This is a genomic window from Thermosulfurimonas marina (genome assembly GCF_012317585.1).
In the GTDB taxonomy this organism is placed as follows: Bacteria; Desulfobacterota; Thermodesulfobacteria; order Thermodesulfobacteriales; family Thermodesulfobacteriaceae; genus Thermosulfurimonas_A; species Thermosulfurimonas_A marina.
Map to the genome: position 1 here is coordinate 1,372,469 of NZ_CP042909.1, position 19,875 is coordinate 1,392,343.

The window sequence follows — 19,875 nt, forward strand, 5'->3', positions numbered from 1 at the left end:
CACAGAGTTGTCCAAAGGGCTATGCCCGAGGCCTCTCTTGGAAAGATTTTTCGGAGAAGGTATGGTGAGAAGCCATGGGGCGGGCGCTGGCCTTTATGGGAAGTATGTCTTCAGTGGGCAAGACCTTCCTTGCGGCCCTGGCCTGCCGTTGGTTTGCCAAAAAGGGCCTGCGGGTCTTTCCCTTCAAGGCCCAAAACATGAGCCTCAACGCCCTGGCCACGGAGGAGGGGGAGATGGCCTGGGCCCAGGCCTATCAGGCCCTGGTTGCGGGGCGTAAGCCCTCGGTGCGCATGAATCCCCTGCTTCTGAAACCTCTGGCCGAGCATCAGGCGGAGATCATCTTTTTAGGAAATCCCGAGGGGGTGCTTCCGGCCGGCCGCTTTCGGGAATTCCGTCGGGCCTATCGGCAGAGGGTCTTTGCGGTCTTGGAAGAGGTCCTTGCGGAAAACGATCTGGTGATCGTAGAGGGGGCGGGAGGGCTTGCCGAGCTGAACCTCCTTGAGGGAGATCTGGCCAACTACGAACTCCTCCGGACCTTTCGCCTTCCCTTTGTCCTCATCGGAGATATCGACCGGGGCGGGGTCTTTGCCCAGCTTCTGGGGACCCTGGAGCTTCTTCCCGAGATCCGGGATCTCTGCGTGGGCCTGGTGGTCAACAAATTCCGGGGGGCGGTGGAACTCTTCGAGGAGGGGGGCCGCATCCTTTCGGCGCGCTCGGGAAAGCCCCTTTTGGGGCTTTTACCCTACCAGGAGGTCCATTTTTTGGAGGAAGACAGCGCCTCGCTGGTGCGGTTTTCGGGCTTTGTCACCGAGCGACCCCTTAAGGTGGCCGTCTTGGCCTATCCTTATCTTTCCAATTTTCTCGATCTGGATCCCTTGCGCCACGAAGAGGACGTGGAGTTGATCTTCACCCAGGATCCCCGGGCCCTGGAGGAGGCCGAGGCGGTGATTCTGCCGGGCTCAAGGAATGTAGCCCGGAGTATGGCCTGGCTCAGGGAAAGGGGTCTGGCGGAAACCTTAAAAAAATTGGCGGGGAAAAAGGTCCTTTTCGGACTCTGCGGAGGCTTTCAGCTCCTGGGAAGGACCCTTCGGGACCCGGAGGGGCTGGAGTTCGGAGGGGAGGTGGAGGGGCTGGGCCTTCTCCCCCACGAGACCCTTTTCCGCAGGCCCAAAAGAAGGGGCCCTCTTCAGGACCGGCCGGATTTTCCCTTCTGGAAAGGACCCCTTTCCGGCTTTGAGATCCGTTACGGACGGAGCTTTTGGGCCGGAGAAGAGATCCTGAGCCTGGCCCAAGGAGAGGTCCTGGGGACCTATCTCCACGGAGTCTTCTTTGACGACGCCTTCCGTACCGCCTTTCTGAACTTCCTCAGGGAAAGACGGGGTTTAGCTCCCCAACCCCCGCAAGCTTACCAGGAGAAGGTGGCCGGGGCCCTGGACCGAGTCCTGGAGCACCCGGCCTTTTCCGCCTTCTTTGAGGCCTTAGGTGATCTCGATAAATTTTGACCCCTCGGTGCCGCAGACCCGGCACTTGTCCGGACGTTCACCCTCCAGGGTGTAGCCGCAGACCGGACAGACATAGAGCCTGTCCACCGGCACATCCTTACCCTCTTTCACGTACATGAGGGCCCGCTCGAAGATGGCCGCATGCATCTTTTCGGCCTCGTTGGCGAAAAAGAAACTCTGCTTGGCCTCGGTCTCCCCTTCCTTTTCGGCGATCTCGATCATCTCCGGATACATGGTCTTGAATTCATAGGTCTCTCCATGAATGGCGGCCTGAACGTTTTCCACGGTGGAGCCGATGCCCCCCATGGCCCGGAGGTGATTGAGGGCGTGGATGGTTTCGGCCTCGGCTGCAGCCCTGAAAAGCCGGGCTACTCCCGGAAAGCCCTCCTCTTCAGCCTTTTTGGCAAAGGCCAGGTAGCGCCGATTGGCCTGAGACTCTCCGGCAAAGGCTTCCTGCAATTTCTCCTTGGTCTGACCCATACCCTTCCTCCTTTTCTTGATTTTGTAGATTAATTTTAAAATTTAAAAGCCACCTGTCAAGCCTTTCATGAAGGATCAATCTCTGGGGGGAGGACTATTTCAGGACTTCCGGATTTAAGGGCTCCAGGTACTCGCCACCCATGCGGACCAAAAGGACCCCTCGCCGGTTGGCCGGGGCGATGAGGCTTTCCGGGATCTTAAAGGCCGCCAGGACCGGGACGATCTTTCCCGCATACTCCGGCTCATAGAAGGGGAGGTTTTTTAGTTTTTTCCGGAATTCTTCAAAGTGGCCTGCCCGGAGCTGACTCTTTACCTCGGCCACGAAGACCACCTCTTTTCCGGCCTTATCCTCGGCCACCACGATGGCGTCATACTGGTTGCAGCGGCCGTCTTTTTTGTACTCTACATCGAGCATTCTCTTTTTGATCTTGTATCCCAGGCGTTTTACCAGATAGGGGATTCCCGGGGCGAAGATGTCTTCGGTAAGGGTTCCGAGCCTTTGGGCCATCTCCCCCCACTTTTTCCGCATCCACTCCCGATCCTTTTCCGCCCTCCGCCGGTCTTCCTCCATCATTTTTTCCGGACGATCCAGAGCGGCGTGCAATTCCTTCAGATTTTGTCGATCCTCAAGGGCACTCATGACCAGATCCGAGGTGATATCCTTAAGGAGCTCCAGGTCGCTTTTGGCCCATTGGCATTCGGGATAGAGCTCCTTTACCAGCTTTTCGAGCCTTTCGAGACGCTCCATGAGTTTTCTCCTGCTTTTCCAGTATAGCTTGACCAAAAGGGAAAGAAAAGCAGAGGGTTACTTTCCCGGAAGAAGAAAGACTACCCGGGTAGATCCCGGAAGGAGGGGGGCGCGGGGGTCTTCGCCTAGGGAAAGGAGGCTTCGGGGGCCTGTCCGATAAAGGACCTCCTGCACCCGGAAACCCGAAAAGGATCTTTCGGAAAGCTCCTCGGAGGGCACATCCCGCCATTCCTCAAAAAGAGGAGCCTGATCGGTAAGGAAGATCTCCGGGATTTCGGAAAGAAGAGGGGCTAGGCGGGCCCAGGCCAGAAGGCGCACCTTCAAGCCCGGGAGTTCCGGGGAGACCTCTCGAATCTCGGCCACCCAGCGGGGAAAGCGCACCCCGATGGCGTCCCCTAAAATGTGGAAGGAGAGCTCCCGGCTGCGGGCCTCCAGCCGGGAGCTCTCCTCGTCCAGGGCCTCCAGCCGGGCATCCAGCCTTTCGGCCAGGGCCAGAAGGACCCGGGCCTTGAGGACCGGATCTTCCTGGCGGCCCCCCTCTTCTCCCACCAGGGCCCGCTTGATCTCCAAAACACTCTCTTCGGCGAACTCCGGAAGCCCCTTGAGAAGAGAAAGATTTTCCGGATCACGCATCCACTGCCCCCATTCCTCGTAGCCGGAGACCAGGTCAACAAAGGCCTGAAGGCGCTCGCCCAGCGGGGGCGGATAAAGGAAGCGCACCCGGCCTTCCCGGGAAAGATCCGCCGCGATTCCTTCCGGAGGATATTCCGCCGGGCGCAGAAGGACCAACCTTTCCACCACCTGCAAGGCCCGTTCCGCCAGATCCCGGCGGAGATAGGTCTGGGGGTAAAGAAGGGCCTCCATAGCCCTCCCAGGATAACCCAAACCCGTTCCTTCCCCAAGAGGGTTTGTAATCCCGGGAGACCTTGGGGTATAAAAGGGCCATGAGTACGGGTTTTCTCTTGCAACTTCTGGCCATCCTTACCGCGGCCTGGCTTCTGGGCTACGGGGCTCAGAGGATGGGCCTTCCGGTGATGCTGGGAGAACTTGCGGCCGGGATCCTTCTGGGGCCCGTGCTGGGCCTGATCCATCCCTCCGAGGCCCTGGCCCTTCTGGCTGAACTGGGGATCTTCTTTGCCATGTTCTATGCCGGCCTGGAGATGGATCCCCGGGAGCTGGTGGAGCACTTTTGGCCGGCCCTGGCCGTGGCCCTGGGGGGCTTTCTCCTGCCCTTTTTCTTGGGGGTCCTGGTAACCCACCTTTTCGGGGGGACCCTCTATCAATCCCTTTTTGTAGGCCTGGGCTGCTCCATTACGGCCATCGCTATCCAGGCTGTGGTCCTTCAGAGCCTGCGTATCCACCGCACCGAGGTGGGACACATCCTTATGGCCGCGGCCTTGGTGGACGACATCCTGGCCCTGATCGCCCTTTCCATCCTTCTGGGTCTGGTGCGGGAAGGGCATTTTCAGCCCTTCACCCTGGGCCTTATCCTCCTTAAGGTGGGGCTCTTTTTCGGGTTCACCATCCTAGTGGGGGAGCTGGTCCTCCCGCGCTTTGCTCACCGGATCACTGACGAGGGGGGCAAGGCCGTGACCTTCGCCCTGGTGATGGCTCTGGCCATGGCCTGGCTGGCCGAAGAGGCGGGACTCCATCATGTAATCGGAGCCTTTCTGGCCGGCCAGTTCGTGCGCCGGGAGGTGTTCACCGAGGAGGTCTATGAGGCCCTCTCCGACCGCTTTTACGGCTTGAGTTACGGCTTTCTCCTTCCGGTTTTCTTCGTCACCCTGGCCTTTCACCTCCATTTTTCTTTGGAGCCCTCCTTTCTCCTCTTTTGTGGGGCCCTTACCCTGGCGGCGGTGGTAGGAAAGCTCTTCGGGGCCGGAGCCGGGCTTAAGCCCTTCGGTTTTTCCTGGGGCGAGGCCCTGGTGGTGGGAGCGGGGATGAACGGTCGCGGAGCGGTGGAACTGGTGGTGGCCGCAGTAGTGATGAACCTGAGCCGGGATCTCCTCTCTCAAGGAAGGCTTATGGCCCCCCTCCTTACTCAGGAACAGTTTTCGGCCCTGGTGGTCATGGCCTTCGTGACCACCCTTCTGGCCCCCGTCCTCCTGCGTTACTTCGCCTTCAGGGCCTGCACCGGGGAAGCCTACACCTCCCTTTGCGAGGCCCTGGCCCGAGCCCAAAAGAAGCCCATTCCGGGTTAGATTTAGGGGGAAATTTCCGGGTGCTCGTGGCTCCTTCCTCGGGATAAAATAGAGGCGTGGCCGATCAACTCCGTCTGAACTTTTGGTCCGAGCCCCGGGGGGTTATCCAGGTCTCGGCCTCGGCCGGCGCCGGGAAGACCTATCGCCTGGCGGTGCAGTTTTTGCGGGTCCTGGCCTCCTTGGGCCCACCGCAGGAGGCCCACCTGGCCTCGGTGGTGGCCCTTACCTTCACCAACCAGGCCGCCGCCGAAATGCGGGAGCGCATCCTCCTCTTTCTAAAACACATTGCCCTTTCCACGGAGACCGGACGCAGGCTTTCGGAGGAGACCGGCCTTAGCCCTCGGGAGGCCGAGGGCTGGCTGGAGACCATCTTTTCGGCCTATCAGGCCTTTCAAGTGCGCACCATCGATAGCCTCCTTTTCACCCTCATTCGGGGTCTGGCCTGGGAACTGGGCCTGCGACCGGACCTTTCGGCGGAGATCCGGGAGGAACACTTTCTCAATCAGGCCTTTGACCGGCTGCTTTTTCGTCTGCGCGAAGATCCTCGCTTAAGGGGCCTCTTTGAGGAGGCCCTGGAGACCTTCCTTGAACTTGAGGCCCGTGGAGGGTTCAACCCTGAGCCCCATTTTCGAAGGCGCATGGTGGCCCTGCATCGCCTCCTGCGGCGCCTGACTCCAGGAAAAAACGGCCCGCCTCCTTCCCGGGAGGCCCTTGCGGCCCTGGAGGAAGAGCTGCGCTCCCTGGGAGAGGAACTTTCCCGAAGACTCTTTGAGGATTTGGGGGCGGAGCCAGCCTACCCCCGCTGGGAGGAATACCTGCGGGACCCCTTGCGTTATGTCTGGAGCAAGGTCTTCCAGAAAGAAAGCCTCCGGCAACTGGTCCGTAAAGGGAGCCTTCCCCGAGGGGTCGAGCTTCCGGAAGATCTCTATCTTCGTCTTCGGGAAAGACTGGGTCTCTACCTGCGCCTTAAGGCCCGGGCCGAGGTAGCTCCCTACGAAAGACTCTTTGCGGAGATCGTCCGCGAGCTTTCGGAGGTGCGGGAGGAAGAGGGAGTGCTTCAGGCCGGAAGCTGGACCGAGCTTCTGGCCCTTTACGCCCGGCAGTACCTTCCCCTGATTTACCTCAAACTGGGCACCCGCCTGCGGCATTTTCTCATCGACGAATTCCAGGACACCGACCGGCGCCAGTGGGAGGCTTTACAGCCCCTGGTGGAGGAGGTGGTGGCCACCGGAGGCTCCTTTTTCTATGTGGGGGACGTCAAACAGGCCATCTATATGTGGCGGGGCGGAGATCCGGAACTCTTCTTCGAAGTGCTCACCCAGCTTCCGGCCGAACTTCAGGCCGAAAGTCTTCCCTGGAACCGCCGCTCCGCCCGGAGGATTGTTACCTTTAACAACCTTCTTTTTTCCCGCCTCCGGGAAAACCTCCCTCAGATCGTGGCCCGCCTCCTTCATGGTCGCACGGAGGCCTTGCGGCTTCGAGACTGTGAGGTCACGGAGGCCCTCTGCGCCCGGCTGCGCGAGGTCTATGAGGAGGTGGAGCAGGTCCCGGAGGAAGGGGCCCCGGAGGGCGGGGTCTATTTGAGGGAAATCTCTTCTTCGGATCAGGACAAGGAGGCCTTTCGGGAGGAGGTCTTCCAGGGGCTTCGGGAGCTGATGCCCGGCCTTTACCGGCGGTTCGTAGAAGGGGGGCGGACCCTGGCTCTCCTGGTGCGGGAAAATCGCGAGGCCGAAGAATTGGCGGCCTTTCTTTTTGGCATGGGTCTTCCGGCACTCACGGAGCGGGCCCTGCGTCTGGAAAACTCCCCCCTGATCAAGGGCCTTCTTTCTCTCCTGCGTTATCTGGACTATCCCGGGGATGAGACGGCGCTGGCCGGTTTTCTGGCAAGCCCCCTTACCTCCTCCGGGCCGGAGATCCTGCAGCGCTATCTCCGGCAGGGGGCCGGCCCTTCTCTGGCGGAGTTTCTTTCTTCCGAGGCCCCCGGACTCCATAGAAAACTCTCCGAGCTTTCCGAAAATCTCCACCGGCGCACCCTCTACGAGACGGTGCAGGCCGCAGTGAAGAAATTCGGGCTCTTTGAGCGTTTTCCGGAGGCCCGTCTTTATCTTATGCGCTTTCTTTCGGCGGTCTTGGCTTACGAGGAAGAAGCCCTTTCCCTTTCGGAATTCTTGGCCCGCTGGGAGGAGTTGGGGGTAGAGGAGAAGGTGGGGCTTCCCCGGGAGATCCAGGCGGTGCGGGTCTTTACCATCCATGCGGCCAAGGGCCTGGAGTTTGACGCCGTGGTCTTGCCCCTTCTCACCTGGGGTCCCCGAGGGAGGGTGGAGCTGGTAGCCGGAGAGGAGGGGCTCCTCCGGGTGCGCAAGGAGGCCCCGGAGGATCTGCGCCGGATCTATTTGGAGGAAAAGGCCCGGGAGGTCTTCGAGAGCCTCAACCTCCTCTATGTGGCCCTCACCCGGGCCCGGGAAGAACTCCATCTCTTTGTCCCGAAAAAGACCAGGTATTACACCGTGGCCTCCGTGCTCCAAGACCTTGCGGTGACCCAGATCCTGGAGGGGCTTTCGGAATGAAGATCCGTTTGCGGCAACTGCGGCGTCCGCTCAGACTCCTCGGGGAGCGCGATCGGGAGACCCTCCTCGGGGAGCTGGCCCACCTCACCCTCTATTTCCTGAAAGACCCCCGGGATCTGGAAGGCCCCCTCTCCCGGGCCCTGGCCCTTTACCCCGAGCCCTTTCCGGAAAGAGAAGCCTTGCGTTCTCGCCTGCGGGAGGTCCTCTCCCGGGCCCTTTCCCATCCCCGAATGGCCGAATACTTTTCCTCCGAGGGGGAGGACCTCCGGGAGCGGGAGTTTCTGAAAAAGGGAAAGAAAGGGCTCGAGAGCCTTCGGCCCGACCGGATCCTTCTAAAAAAAGACGAGGTTCTGGTCCTGGAATACAAGCTCCACCGCCCGAAAGAAAAAAGGCTTTACGAAGACTACCAGAAGCAACTTAAGGAATATCTTGAGGGCTTAAGGGAGGTCTTTCCGGGCCGGGTGCGGGGGGTTCTCGTTTTTCTCGAGCCTCCGGAGGTGGAGGAGGTGTCTCCTTGAGGGCCGGCCTTATTCCGCCCCAGGCGGGTTTTCTGCGCACCCTGGCCCGGCTTCTCCTGGCCCGCCACGGGGAGGATCTTTTCCGGGTCACGGTCCTTTTGCCCACCCGTCGGGCGGTGCAATTCCTGCGCTACTATCTCCATCAGGAATCCGGGGGCCGCATACTTTTTCCTCCCCGCCTGCTTACTCTTGCGGATCTGGTGGCGGAGCTGGCGGTAGCCCTTGAGCCCCGGCCCCTAGCTCCGGCCGCCGAGAGGGCCTGGCATCTTTTCCGTATTCTGCGGGGGCGTCCCGGTTTCGAGAAGGTGACCCCGGACTTTGCCCGGTTTCTGCCCTGGGGGCTGCGCTTCGTGGAGGTGTTGGAGGAGTTCGAAAAGGAGGGGGTGGACTACCGGGGCCTCCTCTATCCCCCGGAGGACCTTCCCCCAGAGGGAAGACAGTTTCTCACCGAACTTTCCGAGATCGGGGGGCGCTACCGGGAGGCCCTTAAGGCCGCAGGGCTCGATTCCCCGGCCGGCCGCCTGCGGCGGGTGGCCGAAGGCCTTTCCCGGGTGTGGAATCCCTCCGGACCGGTCTATCTGGCGGGCTTTGCCGCCCTTTCCGGGAGTGAACGGCGGCTCTTTTCCGGACTCCTTGCCGCAGGGGCCGAGGCCCTCTTTGAGGCCGATCCCCTGGAGATCCCGGACTTCATGGCCGAGGCCTTTCGCGACCTCAAACTCTCTCCCGAACTCCTAGCTCGGGTTCGCCGAAGACTTCCGGAAATGGAGATCCTTTCCGCGGCGGATGTCCACCAGGAATGCCAGGAGGCTGCGGCCCGTCTTCCCTCGCGGGTCCGAACCCCAGACGAAGTGCTGGTGCTTCTCCCGGTGGCCGCCCATCTCCTTCCCCTTCTCTATGCCCTGCCTGAGGGCCTCGCGGTGAACATCACTCTGGGATACCCGGTGCGCAAGTCTCTTCCGGCGACCTTCCTCCTTCTCCTCTTTGAGCTTCTGGAAAACCGTCTGGAGGACCGCTACCCCACTTCTCTTTATCTGGCCCTCCTGAAACATCCTTACACCCGGGGAATTTTTCCGGACTCCGGGCTCCTTTTCGAGGTGGAGGCCGCCCTGCGACGTCGGGGAAGTCCCTACGTAGGGCTCGCCGAGGCCGAGGAGGTCGCCCGGGGGGCCGCGCCTTTACGGGATTTTCACCGAGAGGTGCTTCTGGCCTTCGAAGGGGTGGAGACTCCCCGGGCCTTTTCGGCTGCGGTCTGGCGGGTGCTGGAGAGAGTGCTGGCCCCTCAAAAGAAGGCCCTTTCTGAGGCTAAGGAGAATCCGGAAATCCTGGCCCGGCATTTTCTCTACACCCTGGAGGCCGAGATTCTTCCCGTATTTGAAGAGGCCTCTTTTTCTGAAGAACCCCTGGGGCTTTCGGCCCTCTTTCGGATGTTTCGGGAGCTCCTTTCCTCGGCCCGGGCCCCCTTTGAGGGGGAGCCTCTGGAAGGGATTCAGGTAATGGGGCTTCTCGAAAGTCGGCTTCTGTCCTTCAGAGAGGTCCTGGTCCTTGACGCCAACGAGGGGGCGCTTCCTTCTCCGGAGGAGATCCATCCCCTTCTTCCGGAGGGGGTGCGGCGGGCCCTGGGACTTCCCCCGCGGGCCCGGCAGGAGGCCCTGGAGCGCTATTATTTTCGCCGTCTGGTCCTGGCCAGCCGGAAATTGAACCTCTTTTACCTTTCGGTGGCCGATTCCTCCCCGCGGCTTCCTCCCAAGGTGCGCAGCCGCTACGTGGAGGCCCTTATCTGGGAAAGGGAACGGGCCGCAGGACGGGTATTTTCTCCGGAGGATTCTCCGGTGCGGAGCCTTCCGCTCCGGCTTTCGGCCCCGGAAAGGGTAGGGGCTCTACCCAAGGGGGAGGCCGAGACCCGAGAGATCGAAAGGCTTCTTTCCGGAGAAGTGAGCGCGACTTTCCTGGAGACCTATCTGGATTGTCCGGCCCGTTTCTATTTTCGCTATCTCCTCCGTCTTTCGCCCCCGGAGCGGATCCGGGATTACGATCCTGCGGCCCTGGGCACGGCCATCCATCAGGCCCTGGAGGACTACTTTCGTCCCTATCTGGGGCGGACCTATCATCCCTCGAAAGACAATGACTTTGAGAGATTGTGGGCGCTTTTTCTCCGGGCCCTGGAGGACGAGGGGCTGACCCTGCGCCTGGGTCCGGAACGGCGCTTCTTTTTGGAAAGAACGGCCCGGTTCCGGTTAAGACAATATCTAAGTAGGCTGGAGGAGCTTCCCCCTTTCAGGATTCTGGCCCTGGAGGAAAAGGTCTCCCGGAAACATCCGGTCTTGGGCCTTACCTTTCAGGGAAAGCTCGACCGGGTAGACGAATACGAGACGGGAGTGGTCATTCTGGACTACAAGACCGGAGGGAGCGTAAGGAGTCTTTCGGCAACCCGTCTCCGGGAATTGCTCACCGAGGAGGTCCCTTTTTCCCCGGATCTCGAAGGCCTTTCCCGGCTTAGGGAAAGGCTTCCGGATCTCCAGCTCCTTCTCTATCTTTTCCTCTGGGAGGAGGCTCAGGAAGCGGCTTATGTACATCTGGCCGAGGGCCGGAAAGAATTTCTCTTAAAGCCTCTTTTCGGGGGTCCACCTTTTGGGAACACGGAAAGGGCCCTTGGCCCGGAGGAAGCCCGCCGCCTGCGGGAGGAGGTTTTCCCCCGGCTCCTTTCGCAATTGGTGGAACACCTCCAGAAGGCCCCGGCCTTTTTCATCCCGGAAACCCCACCGGGCTGCCGCTGGTGTGACTACCTTTACGCCTGTCCGGGCTACCGAAAGGTCTAAACGTAAAAACCTTTGCGGAGCTTTTCGGCCTCTACTCCGAAAAAGAGGGCCGCCTCCGAGAAGGCCTCCCTCACCGGTCCCTCGGGAAGTTCGGAAAGAAGGGCCTCAAGCTCCCGGGCCCGGTCCTCAAGAAGTCCGGCCAGGGTTTCGGCCTGGGTGCGGGAGAGGGGGTCTTCGGCAAAACGCTCAAGGAGCGGAAACACTTCATCTACCAGCGCGAAAGCCCGTTCCAGCTCCGGCGCCTTTCCCGGGGAGAGGATCTCCCGCAGGTGGGCCTCAAAGGACTTTTCGACTTTGCTCTGGGAACGGCCGGGGGTAAAATCAATAGGTGTCCTGGGATCCCAGAAGATCTTCATGAGGACCTCCTTTTTCATCCTAAATAATTTTTCGGCAGGAGGCAAGAAAAGATGAAACGACTCTGGATACTCCTTCTTCTGGCCCCCATGCTGACCGGGTGCGGGGCGGCGGTCATCGCCGGAGGGGCCACCGTAGGCTACAAGGTGGCCACCGATCCCCGCTCGGTGGGCACCCAGGTGGACGATGCCACCCTTACCACCAAGGTCAAGCTGGCCCTGATCAAGGACCCGGTAACCAAGGCCCGCAAGATCGATGTGGACACGGTAAATGGGGTGGTGACCCTTACCGGAGCGGTGGAGACCGAGGCCGAGCGCCGGCGGGCCGAGGAGGTGGCCCGCTCGGTGCCCGGAGTGCGGGGAGTAGTCAACAACCTGCGGGTGGAAAAACGCAGTTTCGGTCGGAGCCTGGACGACAAACTGCTTACCGCCCGCATCAAGACCAAGCTCATCGCCGAGCCCGGTATTCGGTCCCTTTCCATCGATGTAGACACGGTAAACGGGGTGGTGACCCTTACGGGCCTGGTCAAAAACGAGGAGCAGCACCGGAGGGTGCTGGAGATTGTGCGCACCACCAAAGGGGTGCGCCGGGTGATCGACAACCTCAAGGTCCAGGGGAACTGATGTCCCTCTATCCGGAAACTTTCGAGGTCATCGTGATCGGGGCCGGGCATGCGGGGATCGAGGCCGCGCTGGTGGCCTCTCGTCTGGGCTGTAAGGTCCTGGTCCTTACGATGAACCTCGAGCGCATCGGGGCCATGAGCTGTAACCCGGCCATCGGGGGGCTGGCCAAGGGGCATCTGGTCAAGGAAATCGACGCCCTAGGCGGGGAGATGGCCCGGGCCATTGACGAGTGCGGGATTCAGTTCCGGCGGCTCAACACTCGCAAGGGGCCGGCGGTGCGGGCCACCCGGGCCCAGGCCGACCGCATGCGTTACCAGGCCCGCATGTACCGGGTCCTTACCCGGGCCCCGGGGGTCACGGTCAAGCAGGCCATGGTCTCCCGGCTCCTGGTGAAAGACCGCCGGATCTACGGGGTGGAGACCCGGGTGGGTGAGATCTATCAGGGGAAGGCCGTGGTGGTCACCACCGGGACCTTCCTGCGCGGTCTTATCCATATCGGACTCGAACACTTTCCGGCCGGGCGCATGGGAGATCCTCCCTCCAATCGTCTCTCCCAGTGCCTTAAGGAACTGGGCTTTGAGATGGGGCGTCTCAAGACCGGGACCTGTCCCCGTCTTGACGGCCGGACCATCGATTATTCCCGCCTGGAGGTCCAGTGGGGGGATGATCCCCCACCGCTTTTCTCCTTCCGCAACCGGGGCCGCCGTCCGCCTCTTCCCCAGGTCCCCTGTTTCATCACTTATACCACTCCGGAGACCCACGAGATCATCCGGGGGGCCGTGAATCGCTCTCCCCTCTTTACGGGGATCATCGAAGGAGTAGGGGCCCGGTACTGTCCCTCAATTGAGGACAAGGTTTTTCGCTTTCCGGACCGCGAGCGGCACCAGATCTTTCTGGAACCCGAGGGACTGGACACGGTAGAGGTCTATCCCAACGGGATCAGCACCAGCCTTCCGGTGGATGTCCAGTGGCGCCTGGTGCGGAGCATTCCGGGGCTGGAGCGGGCGGAGATTCTTCGGCCGGGCTACGCCATCGAATACGATTACGTGAATCCCGTCCAGCTCAAGCACACCCTGGAGACCAAGCTCATCTCCGGGCTCTTTCTGGCCGGGCAGATCAACGGGACCTCCGGCTACGAGGAGGCCGCAGCCCAGGGGATCATCGCCGGGATCAATGCCGCCCTCTACGCCCGGGAGGAGGAACCTTTCATCCTGGATCGCTCCCAGGCCTATATCGGGGTCCTCATCGACGATCTGGTGACCAAGGGCACGAAGGAGCCTTACCGAATGTTCACCTCCCGGGCGGAGTATCGCCTGCTCCTGCGGGAGGACAACGCCGACCTGAGGCTCATGCCGCTTGCCCGCCGGCTGGGCCTCATCTCCGACGAGGACTGGGCCCGTTTCGAAGAAAAGAAGGCCCAGCTTGAACGGGGCTTAGAGATTCTGCGCCATCTCAAGGTGCCCCCGGAGAGGGTGAACGGCCTCCTTGAGGCCCTAGGGGTCTCCCCCCTTAAAGAGACCGTCCGCCTCTATGATCTCCTCCGGCGTCCGGATGTGCCCTTGGAGAAGATCCTCCCGGTCTTTCCGGAACTCCGAGAGCTTCCCCCGGAAGTCCTTGAGGAGCTGGAAATCGAAGTCAAGTACGCGGGCTATATCGAAAGACAGCGTCGGGAGGTGGAGCGCTTCCGCCGCTGGGAAAACATGCCCCTTCCCGAGGATCTGGACTACTGGAAGGTCCCCGGGCTTTCCAACGAGGTGCGGGAGAAGCTTTCGCAGGTGCGCCCGCGGTCTTTCGGCCAGGCCCTGAGGATCTCCGGGGTGACCCCGGCGGCTATCGCCGCCCTTCAGGTCTACCTCCGCAAACACGGCCACCGGGACCTTTCGGGAGGCGAGGAAGGGGTCCCTTCTGAGAGCGGTTAACCTCGGGTATAATAACTTTCCATGTCCAAGAAAAAAAAGAAAAAAGAAGAAGTTTCTACCGGGGCTCCTTCCCTGGAGGAGACCGGAGCGGAGCCCTCCGCCGAGGAGACCCTTCCGGTTGTTTCCTCCGAAGATAGGCTCCCTTCGGCGGTAGATCCGCTTCAGCGCTATTTGGCGGAGATCAGTAAATTCCCCCTCCTTTCCCGGGAAGAGGAGGAACGGATTGCCAAGGAGTATTACGAGACCCGGGACCCCCGTCTGGCCTACAAGTTGGTCACCTCCAATCTGCGTCTGGTGGTCAAGATCGCCCTGGAATTCCAGCAGTTTTGGACCCGCAATTTTCTGGACCTCATTCAGGAGGGCAATCTGGGGCTCCTTCAGGCGGTGCGCAAGTTCGATCCCTACCGGGGGGTGAAGTTTTCCTATTACGCCTCCTTCTGGATCCGGGCCTACATCCTCAAATACATCATGGACAACTGGCGGCTGGTCAAGATCGGGACCACCCAGGCCCAGCGCAAGCTCTTTTATAACCTGCGCAAAGAGAAGGAGCGGCTGGAGGCCCTGGGTTTCAAGCCCACCCCGAAGATGCTTGCCGAAAGGCTCCAGGTACGGGAAAAGGACGTCATTGAGATGGAGCAGAGGCTTTCCGCCTCGGATGTAAGTCTGGAGGCCCCGCTCAAAGAGGATTCGGAGGACGCCTTCAAGGATTTCCTGCGGGCCCCCGGACCTTCGGTGGAAGACCAGATCGCCCGGGAGGAGGTCCTCTCGCGCTTTTCGCAGCTCCTTCACGAATTCGGAAAGACCCTCCAGGACAAGGAACGGGTTATTTTTTACGAGAGATTGCTGGCGGAAAATCCCCTCACCCTTCAGGAGATCGGCAAACGTTTCGGTATCTCCCGGGAGAGGGTGCGCCAGATCGAGGAAAGACTTCTGCGCAAGCTGCGCAAGTATCTTGAGGAGAGGTTACCGGATGCGCACAACTATCCCTTGGCTCTGGAAGGGGCTACTGCTTAGCCTTCTCCTCTGGCTCCAGCTTTTTGGGGTCTCTTGGGCCGGGAGGCGGGCCGAAGCCTATTATCATTTTCTTAGGGCAGCCCGGGCCTACCAGGAGGGTCGACTTTCCGAAGCGCGAAGAGAACTCTATAAGGTTCTCCGCCAGGACCCCGAGGCCCTCTATCCCCGGAAGCTTTTGGCGGAAATTTATGGACGCCTGGGGGAGTACGAGAAGGCGGAGACCGTGATCCGGAAAGCCCTAAAAAGGGCCCCAGAAGATGAGGAACTTCAGCTTCTCCTGGCCCGGGTCTATCTTTCTCAGAAGAGATTCCTGAGGGCCATCGCCACCCTGGAGAAGGTGGTGGAAAAGGATCCCCGAAACCAAGAGGCCCTCGGGCTCCTTCTCAATGCCTACCTTTCCACCAAGGACCTGGAAGGGGCCGTAAGTTCCTTAAATCGTATCCTGGAATATCACCCGGATTCCGTGTCCCTTTGGCTCTTTAAGGCCCGGCTCCTGGTCCGGGCCGGAAAGACCGAGGAGGCTCGAAAGGCCTATCTTAAGGCGGTGGAGGTCTCTCAGGGCGACCTCCGGGTGCTGATGGAGGCCGGAGAATTTCTGCGCAAAAGCGGAGCCCTGGAGGAGGCGGAAAGGCTTTATCAGGAGGCCCTGAAAAGGGATCCGGAAAATCTCCATCTCAAACAGGCCCTGCTCCAGCTTTATGTGGAGGCGGGGCGCTGGGCGGAGGCCGAGGCCTTTCTCCAGAAAGAACTCCAAAAAGACCCCAAAAACCAGCGTCTTCTCTTTCTTCTGGGTATAGTTCTCGAGAAGACCGGGCGGCGGGCCGAGGCCCTGGCCACTTATCAGAAAATCCCTCCGGAAAGTGACCTCTATTTCCAGGCCGTAGAGCGCATCTTTTCCCTAAGAAAGGAGCTTTCCGGTCCGGAGGAGGCCCTGGCCTATCTTCGGGGGCTTCTGGCCCGCGGCCCGAAGGATCCCCAGCTCTATTTTCTGGCGGCCAACGCTGCCGAAGAGACGGACCGTTGCGAGGAGGGGCTTTCCTTTGCCGACCAGGGGCTGGCCCGCTTTCCCGAGAATCAGGATCTTGTCCTCACTAAGGGCCTTCTTCTTTCTTGTCTGGGACGTCTGCGCGAGGCCCTCGCTTTGGTAAAGCCTCTTCTTAAGAAAAATCCGGACGATCCCGTGATCTTAAATTTCGTGGGCTACACCTATGCGGAGTTGGGAGAAAACCTGAAGGAGGCCGAAAGGTTGATCCGTAAGGCCCTAGAGAAGCAACCCGAAGCGGGCTACATCATCGACTCCCTGGCCTGGGTCCTTTACCGGCAGGGACGCCTCAAGGAGGCCGCCCGGGAGATCGAAAGGGCGGTGAAACTCTCCCCGGAGGACGCCATCGTTCTGGAACATCACGGGGACATCTTTCGGGCCTTGGGACAGGCGGAGAAGGCCTGTGAGAGCTATCGTCGGGCCCTGGAATTCGTGAAGCATCGTCGGGATCGGGAGCGGATCGAAAAGAAGGTCAAGGCGTGTCCCGTACCAAAGGCGCCTTCCTCTTAGTCTTCCTGATCCTCTTTTCCTGTGCCCGGCCCCGCATCGGGCTTCCTCCCCCTCCGGAAGCGGAGTCTTTTGCGGCCCTGGTGCGTTTCCGGCTTGTGGCCCCTAAAAGGCGCCTTTCCGGAAAGGCCGTGGTCCTGATTCACCCCGGAGAACTCTATGTCGAGGCCTTCTCTCCCTTCGGAGGGGCCCTCTTCCGGTTCTGGTTTGAGAAAGGGCGGGTGGTCTGGGAGGAGAGCCCCGGCGGCCCGGTCCAGGCCGTGGAGCTCCAGCCTTTTCCACCGGCGCTCGTCGAGGTCTTACCCTATTTGGTCCTGGGGAGGTGGCCTCCGGAGAGGTCTTCGCGCCTAGGAGAGGGCTATCATCTTAAGCCTGACGGCCAGGGCTGGCGGTTGACCTATTTTCAGAGGACCCTCCTCAGGGTGCAGGTCCGAAAGCCCCGAGGGATCTTCTTGGAAATCTCCCCCTTACGTATGAAGGTGAGCTTACATTTTCAAGAGATTACCCCCCGGCCCCCGAAGATCCCCCCTCCTCCAGAGGTGGTCCCTCAGCCCGTAGACCTGCGTTCCTTCTTCTTACCGGAAGGAGATTGAAGGCCAGACATCCTGGCCCCAGAAGAAGGAGAACCAGGATTTGCAGGGCATGATAGAGAAGGGACACGCTCAAGGCCTGCGGCGGGCTGAGGCCGTAAAAGACCAGGGTCGCGGTTATAGCTGCCTGGGTTATTCCTAGATTGGCCGGAGGAGTGGGGAGGATCAAGAGGAGATTGAGGACCACAAGGGCCGCCAGGGCGGCCTCTGGAGAGAGGGAAAGCCCCAGGGCCCGGGAGGCCAGGAGAATCATACCCACCTGAAGGATCCAGGAAAAGAGGGAAAGGAGATAGGCCTTCCAGAAGATCCGGAAAATAGAAAGGCCTTTTAGGCCGGAGAGAAATCTCGTGGAAAGGTGTTTTTCAAGGCAAGGAAAGAGGAGAATCAGGCCAAAGAGGAGGAGATTAAGCCCCAGAAGGAGCCCCTTTTCTTTCCGTAACAGGGGGGAGAGAAGGGCGGCTGGAAGGCTCAGGCTGAGGAGCCCCAGGGCATCTAGGAACTTTTCCGCCGCTACGGTCCCCACTCCCGAAATTTTGGAAAGCCCCCTACGGGCCAACCAGAGCCCCCGACCTAGATCTCCGGCCCGGAGCGGAAGGAGGATATTTCCCAGAAAGCCCGCCACCGTGAGCTGGAAGGTCTCCCAGGGCTTGAGGAGGTGGAGAGGGGAGACCAGGGCTCGCCATCTTTCGGACTTCGCCACAAGGACCAGAAGATCCAAGAGAACCAGGCCTAGCAAGGGCCAGGGGTGGGTCTTCCGAAGGGTATTCCAGACTTCCCCGGGAGGGATCCGCCAGAAAAGTCCCCCCAGAAGGGCCAGCCCCAGGAAAGAAGCCAGGATCAGGCGAGCGCGGCGCATGGTCTCTTCGTGGTCTCTTCCCAGAGATCCGTGAGGGTGACGGCTCTAATCCTTCGACTTTTTAATTCCTGCAGGATGGAGGCCAGAGCCTGCAACATGGCCTTCTGGGGGCGCTGGCGATCGGCTACTCCGTCGTGAAGGAGGAGGATGTCCCCGGGAAGGAGGGTCTCCATCACCCGCCGGTAGATCTCTTCGGCCGTGACCTCCGGATCGGTATCCCAGACTCCTACCGTCCATCCGGCCAGTCTCAGACCGAAGCGGCGCAGAAGAAGGGCCTGATCCAGGCGAATGAACCCGTGGGGTGGACGGTACCACCGCGGAGGGCCTCCGAGGAGTTCCCGAAAGGCCTGACAGGCCTTTTCCAGTTCTCGGGAAAAGGCCCCGGGGCTCAGGGTCCATATCTTTCGATGACTCCAGCCGTGGAGGGCTATTTCGTGCCCTTCTTCTTTCAGGGACCTCAAGATTTCGGGCCAGCGATGGGCCCGCTCTAAGAGGACAAAAAAGGTGGCCCGAAAGCCCGTTTCGCCAAGGAGATCCAGTAGCCGGGGGGTGATCCGGGGGTCTGGTCCGTCGTCAAAGGTAAGGGCAAAGGAGGAGGGACTTTTTCCCCTCCAAAAGGTTTGACCGAAGAGGTTTATCTGGGGAAAAAAGGTATCCAGGAAAAGGAGACTGCCTCCCACCAGAAGGGCCCGGCTTTTCCCGTCAGGAATCTTGCGGACCAGACCTCCTGCGGCCCAGAGTACCCCCACCCCTCCTAAAAGCAATCTTCTGCGGAGACGCGGGGGGAGGGCCCTCCAGAGACGAAACATTCAGGCCCCCAGGATCTGATAGTAGTAATCAAGGACGGTCTGGGAGACCCTTTCCCAGGAGAAAGAAAGGGCCCGCTCTCGGGCCTTACGGGCCATGGCCCTTCTCTCCTGCGGGTGGTCCATAAGATAGGCCAGGGCCCGGGCGTAGCCTTGGGCCCCAGAGTCCGGCGGAACCATCAGGCCGTGCTCCCCGGGAGTCATCACGAAACGAAAACCCTCGATGTCGGTGGTCACCACCGGAGTGCCGCAGGCCATGGCCTCCAGAAGAGTGATCCCGAAGCTTCCCTTTTTGGCCGGAAAACAGAGGACTTGGGCCGTACGGTAATAGAGGGGCCGTTCTTCGTCCACTCGTCCGGCAAAGATTACCCGGGAGCGCAGCTCAGGAGGGACCAAGCGGCGATAATACTCCTCGAGAGGACCAAAGCCCACCACGATGAGGCGCAGGTTGGGGCGCTCTCTGGCCAGGTGGGCGAAGGCCTGAAGGAGGGTCTCCAGTCCGTTCCGGGGATCAAAGCGGCCCACGTAGAGGACGTTGAAACTTCCGTCTTCAAACTCCGGAAGTCGTGGCCCTTCGGGGTGATAAACCCCGGTATCGATTCCGTTGGGGACCACCACAAAAGAGAGGTCGCCAAAATACCTCTCCAGAGATCGGATGCAGACCGGCGAGACGGCGATGCGGAGCGCCAGGGCCTCCAGATAGGGCCGCAGGTAGGGATGGAGAAGGGACATCCCGAGGTTTTCCTCAAAATGGGTATGAAAGGTCCCTACCACCGGTACCGGGGAATATTTTATGGCTAGAAGGGGCAGGGTAGGGGTGAAAGGGGAGTGCACATGCACCAGATCAAAATTCCCCTCTTCGAAAAGGTGCTGAAGGGTTTCCCCCAATCTTCGGCCCAGGCTCATCCGGGCGTAAGAATCGTTGGAGTAAACCGGGACCGAGCGGCCCACCTTTACCACCCGGCGGCCCACCTCCCCCGTATCCCGGCCGAAGGGCCCGGCCTCCGGAGTAAAGATGGTTACCTCATGGCCGGCCTGCAGGAGATGCCGGGCGAAGTGGTGCACGTGTTCGGTGATCCCCCCGAGAACAGGGTAATAATATTCGCTCACCAGAGCGACACGCAGGGGCTCGCCCCGGGTCACCCGCCGACGGGGGACTTTGGGCCTTATGGTGTCCCGCCATTCACGGTGCAGAAGAAGGGCCACCAGTATTCCCCGGGCCAGACTGGTAGCCCTGGAAGCCCAGACCTTGAGCGCCAGAGTGCGCCGCATTTTAGACCCCTTTTTTGAAAAGCTCTCCCGACTTTACACCCTGGCCCGGGAGACCAGCAA

At 60.6% G+C, this 19,875-nt stretch carries 17 protein-coding genes; 10 read left to right on the plus strand and 7 right to left on the minus strand.

The window, feature by feature from the left end; all coding sequences use genetic code 11:
• Window positions 1-74 precede the first annotated feature (74 nt).
• Complete coding sequence (locus tag FVE67_RS07190) at window positions 75-1,502, plus strand: cobyric acid synthase (RefSeq protein WP_168719936.1); 1,428 nt, start codon at window positions 75-77, stop codon at window positions 1,500-1,502.
• Here FVE67_RS07190 and FVE67_RS07195 read toward each other — a convergent pair.
• The 3 genes from FVE67_RS07195 to FVE67_RS07205 all read right to left on the minus strand — a co-directional run bounded on the left by FVE67_RS07195 (window position 1,479) and on the right by FVE67_RS07205 (window position 3,594).
• On the minus strand, window positions 1,479-1,982 hold the full coding sequence (locus FVE67_RS07195) for a rubrerythrin family protein (RefSeq protein WP_168719937.1): 504 nt from the start codon (window positions 1,980-1,982) through the stop codon (window positions 1,479-1,481). The two genes, FVE67_RS07190 and FVE67_RS07195, sit on opposite strands and share 24 nt — an antisense overlap.
• Window positions 1,983-2,076: 94 nt before the next feature.
• The gene (locus tag FVE67_RS07200; RefSeq protein ID WP_168719938.1) at window positions 2,077-2,730 is read right to left on the minus strand and encodes a hypothetical protein; all 654 of its coding nucleotides are present in this window, start codon (window positions 2,728-2,730) and stop codon (window positions 2,077-2,079) included.
• Window positions 2,731-2,787: 57 nt separating this feature from the next.
• Window positions 2,788-3,594 (minus strand): hypothetical protein, encoded by an 807-nt coding sequence (locus FVE67_RS07205; RefSeq protein ID WP_168719939.1) that lies wholly within the window; start codon window positions 3,592-3,594, stop codon window positions 2,788-2,790.
• An 80-nt stretch (window positions 3,595-3,674) separates the two neighbouring features.
• Here FVE67_RS07205 and FVE67_RS07210 point away from each other — a divergent pair, with 80 nt between their 5' ends.
• The 4 genes from FVE67_RS07210 to FVE67_RS07225 are packed head-to-tail and all read left to right on the plus strand — an operon-like array spanning window position 3,675 to window position 10,832.
• Window positions 3,675-4,931, plus strand: a complete 1,257-nt coding sequence (locus FVE67_RS07210; RefSeq protein WP_168719940.1) for a cation:proton antiporter — start codon at window positions 3,675-3,677, stop codon at window positions 4,929-4,931.
• 56 nt (window positions 4,932-4,987) lie between these two features.
• The gene (locus FVE67_RS07215) at window positions 4,988-7,498 is read left to right on the plus strand and encodes a UvrD-helicase domain-containing protein (protein WP_168719941.1); all 2,511 of its coding nucleotides are present in this window, start codon (window positions 4,988-4,990) and stop codon (window positions 7,496-7,498) included.
• Window positions 7,495-8,016 (plus strand): PD-(D/E)XK nuclease family protein, encoded by a 522-nt coding sequence (locus FVE67_RS07220; protein ID WP_168719942.1) that lies wholly within the window; start codon window positions 7,495-7,497, stop codon window positions 8,014-8,016. Before FVE67_RS07215 ends, FVE67_RS07220 begins: the two co-directional genes overlap by 4 nt.
• Complete coding sequence (locus tag FVE67_RS07225) at window positions 8,013-10,832, plus strand: PD-(D/E)XK nuclease family protein (protein ID WP_168719943.1); 2,820 nt, start codon at window positions 8,013-8,015, stop codon at window positions 10,830-10,832. The genes FVE67_RS07220 and FVE67_RS07225 overlap by 4 nt, the downstream gene beginning before the upstream one ends.
• On the opposite strand, the gene FVE67_RS07230 is transcribed toward FVE67_RS07225, so the two are convergent.
• Window positions 10,829-11,206: a hypothetical protein gene (locus tag FVE67_RS07230; protein ID WP_210534579.1), complete on the minus strand. Its 378-nt coding sequence runs from the start codon at window positions 11,204-11,206 to the stop codon at window positions 10,829-10,831. The two genes, FVE67_RS07225 and FVE67_RS07230, sit on opposite strands and share 4 nt — an antisense overlap.
• 33 nt (window positions 11,207-11,239) lie before the next feature.
• On the opposite strand from FVE67_RS07230, the gene FVE67_RS07235 reads away from it, so the two are divergent.
• The 5 genes from FVE67_RS07235 to FVE67_RS07255 are packed head-to-tail and all read left to right on the plus strand — an operon-like array spanning window position 11,240 to window position 16,884.
• Entirely contained in the window at window positions 11,240-11,809 is a 570-nt protein-coding gene (locus tag FVE67_RS07235) for a BON domain-containing protein (RefSeq protein ID WP_168719945.1), read from the plus strand.
• Entirely contained in the window at window positions 11,809-13,728 is a 1,920-nt protein-coding gene (gene mnmG / locus FVE67_RS07240) for a tRNA uridine-5-carboxymethylaminomethyl(34) synthesis enzyme MnmG (RefSeq protein ID WP_168719946.1), read from the plus strand. The genes FVE67_RS07235 and mnmG overlap by 1 nt, the downstream gene beginning before the upstream one ends.
• Before the next feature lie 21 nt (window positions 13,729-13,749).
• Complete coding sequence (locus FVE67_RS07245) at window positions 13,750-14,742, plus strand: RNA polymerase factor sigma-32 (RefSeq protein WP_168719947.1); 993 nt, start codon at window positions 13,750-13,752, stop codon at window positions 14,740-14,742.
• Window positions 14,699-16,294, plus strand: a complete 1,596-nt coding sequence (locus FVE67_RS07250) for a tetratricopeptide repeat protein (protein ID WP_168719948.1) — start codon at window positions 14,699-14,701, stop codon at window positions 16,292-16,294. The genes FVE67_RS07245 and FVE67_RS07250 overlap by 44 nt, the downstream gene beginning before the upstream one ends.
• Window positions 16,264-16,884: a DUF3261 domain-containing protein gene (locus FVE67_RS07255; protein ID WP_168719949.1), complete on the plus strand. Its 621-nt coding sequence runs from the start codon at window positions 16,264-16,266 to the stop codon at window positions 16,882-16,884. The genes FVE67_RS07250 and FVE67_RS07255 overlap by 31 nt, the downstream gene beginning before the upstream one ends.
• Here the strand turns inward: FVE67_RS07255 and FVE67_RS07260 are convergent.
• Genes FVE67_RS07260 through FVE67_RS07270 form a run of 3 tightly spaced genes read right to left on the minus strand, consistent with a single transcriptional unit; the run spans window position 16,793 to window position 19,815 of the window.
• Window positions 16,793-17,737, minus strand: a complete 945-nt coding sequence (locus FVE67_RS07260; RefSeq protein WP_168719950.1) for a lysylphosphatidylglycerol synthase transmembrane domain-containing protein — start codon at window positions 17,735-17,737, stop codon at window positions 16,793-16,795. The genes FVE67_RS07255 and FVE67_RS07260 overlap by 92 nt on opposite strands.
• Window positions 17,719-18,546, minus strand: a complete 828-nt coding sequence (locus tag FVE67_RS07265) for a polysaccharide deacetylase family protein (RefSeq protein WP_168719951.1) — start codon at window positions 18,544-18,546, stop codon at window positions 17,719-17,721. Before FVE67_RS07265 ends, FVE67_RS07260 begins: the two co-directional genes overlap by 19 nt.
• Window positions 18,547-19,815: a glycosyltransferase family 4 protein gene (locus tag FVE67_RS07270; protein ID WP_168719952.1), complete on the minus strand. Its 1,269-nt coding sequence runs from the start codon at window positions 19,813-19,815 to the stop codon at window positions 18,547-18,549. It lies immediately after the preceding gene.
• Between the last annotated feature and the right edge of the window lie 60 nt (window positions 19,816-19,875).

Coding starts and splice junctions, on each gene's coding strand:
- FVE67_RS07190 (WP_168719936.1), top strand. CDS start 75: ATGGGGCGGGCGCTGGCCTTTATGGGAAGTATGTCTTCAGTGGGCAAG.
- FVE67_RS07195 (WP_168719937.1), bottom strand. CDS start 1,982: ATGGGTCAGACCAAGGAGAAATTGCAGGAAGCCTTTGCCGGAGAGTCT.
- FVE67_RS07200 (WP_168719938.1), bottom strand. CDS start 2,730: ATGGAGCGTCTCGAAAGGCTCGAAAAGCTGGTAAAGGAGCTCTATCCC.
- FVE67_RS07205 (WP_168719939.1), bottom strand. CDS start 3,594: ATGGAGGCCCTTCTTTACCCCCAGACCTATCTCCGCCGGGATCTGGCG.
- FVE67_RS07210 (WP_168719940.1), top strand. CDS start 3,675: ATGAGTACGGGTTTTCTCTTGCAACTTCTGGCCATCCTTACCGCGGCC.
- FVE67_RS07220 (WP_168719942.1), top strand. CDS start 7,495: ATGAAGATCCGTTTGCGGCAACTGCGGCGTCCGCTCAGACTCCTCGGG.
- FVE67_RS07230 (WP_210534579.1), bottom strand. CDS start 11,206: ATGAAAAAGGAGGTCCTCATGAAGATCTTCTGGGATCCCAGGACACCT.
- FVE67_RS07235 (WP_168719945.1), top strand. CDS start 11,240: ATGAAACGACTCTGGATACTCCTTCTTCTGGCCCCCATGCTGACCGGG.
- mnmG (WP_168719946.1), top strand. CDS start 11,809: ATGTCCCTCTATCCGGAAACTTTCGAGGTCATCGTGATCGGGGCCGGG.
- FVE67_RS07245 (WP_168719947.1), top strand. CDS start 13,750: ATGTCCAAGAAAAAAAAGAAAAAAGAAGAAGTTTCTACCGGGGCTCCT.
- FVE67_RS07250 (WP_168719948.1), top strand. CDS start 14,699: ATGCGCACAACTATCCCTTGGCTCTGGAAGGGGCTACTGCTTAGCCTT.
- FVE67_RS07260 (WP_168719950.1), bottom strand. CDS start 17,737: ATGCGCCGCGCTCGCCTGATCCTGGCTTCTTTCCTGGGGCTGGCCCTT.
- FVE67_RS07265 (WP_168719951.1), bottom strand. CDS start 18,546: ATGTTTCGTCTCTGGAGGGCCCTCCCCCCGCGTCTCCGCAGAAGATTG.
- FVE67_RS07270 (WP_168719952.1), bottom strand. CDS start 19,815: ATGCGGCGCACTCTGGCGCTCAAGGTCTGGGCTTCCAGGGCTACCAGT.